This is a genomic window from Candidatus Synechococcus spongiarum SH4, from assembly GCF_000586015.1.
Lineage (GTDB): Bacteria > Cyanobacteriota > Cyanobacteriia > PCC-6307 > Cyanobiaceae > Synechococcus_B > Synechococcus_B spongiarum_F.
On record NZ_JENA01000180.1, the window covers coordinates 1 to 3440 of the forward strand.

At 60.1% G+C, this 3440-nt stretch carries 3 protein-coding genes; 1 reads left to right on the forward strand and 2 read right to left on the reverse strand.

Translation table 11 applies throughout. The annotated features are described in order from the left end of the window. Together BG35_RS0107900 and BG35_RS0107905 are read right to left on the reverse strand one after the other, a co-directional pair. Nucleotides 1-877 (reverse strand): formate/nitrite transporter family protein (locus tag BG35_RS0107900; protein WP_025782396.1); only part of this gene is annotated, 877 nt, incomplete at its 3' end. Nucleotides 878-998: 121 nt separating this feature from the next. Continuing rightward, complete coding sequence (locus tag BG35_RS0107905) at nucleotides 999-2546, reverse strand: ferredoxin--nitrite reductase (protein ID WP_025782397.1); 1548 nt, start codon at nucleotides 2544-2546, stop codon at nucleotides 999-1001. A 187-nt stretch (nucleotides 2547-2733) separates the two neighbouring features. Here BG35_RS0107905 and cobA point away from each other — a divergent pair. Then, nucleotides 2734-3440: uroporphyrinogen-III C-methyltransferase (cobA, locus tag BG35_RS0107910; protein ID WP_025782398.1), on the forward strand; the 707-nt coding region annotated here is incomplete at its 3' end.

Below are 3440 nucleotides of genomic sequence, written 5' to 3' on the forward strand. Positions count from 1 at the left end.
AACGGGCGCCCAACTGCGCGGCCAACTCACGGGCCAGCTTGGCGTCTTTGACGTCAGGCAGGCTGGCCAGAGGGGAGCGGTGGGTGCTGTAGAACACCATACCGATAAACACCATGCCTCCGAACACGTTGCCCACAGTGACGGGGAAAAAGTTCCAGAAGAACACGTCAGCAAAGCTGACGCCGGATCCCAGCAGCGGACCGGTGGTGTGCAGGAACATGTTGACCACAATGTGCTCCATTCCCAGGGTTTGGAATGCGGTGATGGGGAGCCAGCAGGCCAACAGTTTTCCGGGTACGCTCTTGCTCACCAGGGCCATGGTCACCCCCAGGCACACCAACCAGTTGGCGACCACACCCCGCAGGATGGCCAGCAGAAATCCTGTTATCCCCAGGTCTTTATATTTAACAATGACGTTGTTGCGGTTCAGATTGATGATGGTTTGGGCCACCCCCTGCCAGACGCCCCCATCGGCGGTAGGCTCCAGATTGCCCGCACTGGTGAGGCTGATGGCCATGATGCCTGCCACCAGGGCACAGCCCAGGAAATTGCCAAGCCACACCCAAAGCCAGTTGCGGACTGTTTTGTTCCAGGTGCTTTTGCCGGCCCAGGTGGCCATGGGGAGGAGGGCGAAGTTGCCGGTCACCAGTTCCATGCCAAACAGGACAATGCTGGCAAAGCCGAAGGGGAACAGCACGGAACCCAGAAAGGGGAGCCCGCTTTGCTTGGCCACCGTCAGGGCCAGAGCGGTGGCCAGGCCCAGAATGGAGCCGGAATAAAAGCCCCGCAACAGCAGGTCCTTGGTACTGACAAGAGATTTCTTGCCGCCAGCGGCAATCATTCCATCCACCAATTCATTGGGGAGGACATAGTCCATCTCGCTGTTAGAGTTGGCCATGATGATCTAGGAATTAGAAGAGCGTTGGATAAATTGTTAGAGTTTATCAAGACATCTCTGAACACAGGTCTTCTCCGAAGAGTTCCTGGGGGAAATTTCGTCAAGCCGCAGTTGTGGTTTTTGGCGTCGCGCCGTAGTGCTCCATTAACAGCTCTTTCAAAGCTGCATTCACCTCATTTCTTGGCACACGTTTGCGCACCAGTTCACCAAGGCTGGGTTGCCCCCCCTGACTACCCCCAAGGGTGACGTCATAGGCTTCCACCATGCCCTGATCGGTTTTGGCCTTGGTTCCGGTGAGGCCAATGGCGCCCATGTAGGCCTGGGCACAGGAGTTGGGACAACCGGTCCAGTGGATTTTCACCTCCTGGGGCAGATCCAGATCCTTGTCCAGGGCCGTTGCTGTGGCCATGGCCTGGTCCTTGGTGTTGGTGAGGGCAAAACCGCAGTAATTGGACCCTGTGCAGGACACGGTTCCCGCGGCAACGCCCTGGGGATGAAGCGGGTAGCGCTGCAGGAAAGGCTCGGCCGTGAAAGTCTCCACCTTGTGGTCCGGGATGCCGGGAATCAATGCGTTCTGATCTTCGGTAAAGCGCACCTCCGAGCAGCCATAGATGCGAGACAACCGGGCCAGTTCCTGCATGGCGCCACAACTGAGCCGCCCAACGGGCACATGGATCCCCGCCACGTTCAAACCCGGTTGCTTCTGTGGCTGGATGCCGTACAGATTGCGTGGCTGTTGGTTAAACACCGATCCGGGGTCAGGCTCCAGCGGCCCGAAGCGCTCCTCCACCATGGCCCGGAACGCCTCCACACCCACAGCATCCAGATAGAACCGGAAGCGACCCTTGGGGCGCTTGCTGCGCTCGCCGTTGTCGCGCCACAGGCCGCAGACCACGCCGGTCATGCGGCAAGCCTGATCCAGGGGAATCCAGGCATTGAGGGGGACGGCATAGGCATTCAGCACGGAGGAGAGCACCCCACCCACCCAGACGCCAAACCCCATCACCCCGTCCTTCTCCACGGGATGGAACACAATATCGTTGTGCAGCAGGAAGTTATCCCTGGATCCCGCCACAGCGGTGTTCCACTTGCGGGGCAGATTGGAAAACTCTCGATTGCCTTGACCGTGATTGGTCAGGTGGTCCTGCAGTGCCTGGGTGTAGGGGCGCGTGTCGAGGATTTCGTGGGGATCGATTCCGGCCAGGGGATTGCCAGTCACGTTGCGGGGATTGTCAAAGCCCGATTGCAGGGTGGTGATCCCCACGGCCTTGAGGCGTTCGAGGATGTCCGGGAGATCCTCCAGCAGCACCCCCCGAAGCTGGATGTTCTGGCGGGTGGTGATGTCTCCGACGCCATCCTCCCCGTAGCGAGCCACGATGGAAGCGAATACGTTGAGTTGGTCTGCGGTGGCAATACCGTTGGGCACCCGCAGGCGCAGCATGAACTTGCCCGGAGTTTTGGGCCGCCAGAACATTCCATACCACTTCAGCCGCAACTGAAGATCCGTGGAATCAACGTTCTCCCAGCCCAACCGGGCAAAGGTTTCCAGTTCGGAGCCAACCAGCAGGCCATCTTTTGCGGCCTTGTTCTTTTCAATCTTGTTGAGAGTCTTCCCTTCCAGATAGGGCGGCAAAGGCGTTGTGACCATGGCGTTGCAGGTAACAGGTGCAGAAGGCAACAAGTGCTGTTGCAGGAGGTCACAGCGCTTCAGAAGGATAGCGTCGCTGTGTTAAGAGGATTAAGCCCAGTCGTGGCCGCTGGCATCTGTACCTTCTGCTACATATTCTGAACTTGCTATTGGGCATGAATTGGAGCATCACGGACGAGGCATCTTGATGGTTGCCCAAGCATCTCTGGGAACGGTCTACCTGGTGGGTGCCGGCCCAGGTGATCCGGACCTGCTCACCGTGCGGGCCCACCGTCTGCTCCGCACCTGCGATGCCCTGGTCTACGATGCCCTGGTGCCGACCCAGTTGCTGGCTCTGCCCTCCCCCAACTGCCGCAAGGTATTTGTGGGCAAACGCCGAGGCCACCACTCCGTCCCCCAGCAATCCACCAACACAGTGCTGGCCCAACTGGCCCACACCCACAAGCTCATCGTACGGCTCAAGGGGGGAGACCCCTTCGTGTTTGGTCGTGGGGCGGAGGAGGCCGCCTACCTGCACGCCCTGGGCATCCCCGTGCAAGTAACTCCGGGCATCACTGCCGGGATCGCTGTCCCTGCCTACATCGGCCTGCCGGTCACCCACCGGGAGGCGGGATCCTCCATCACCTTCGTCACGGGTCACGAGCTGGTGAACAAGGTGCGCCAAAGGGTGAACTGGCAGGCCCTGGCCACCGCTACGGACACCCTGGTGATCTATATGGGCATCCACAACCTGGCGGCCATTGTGGCCCAGCTTCTGGCCGGTGGTCTGGATGCCGCCACCCCCGCCGCAGCCATTCAGCAGGGCGCCACCGCGTTACAGCAACACGTCATCGGCCCCATTGCCGACCTGCCCCAACGAGTGCGGGACTCCGGCCTGCAAGCCCCCGCCATTGT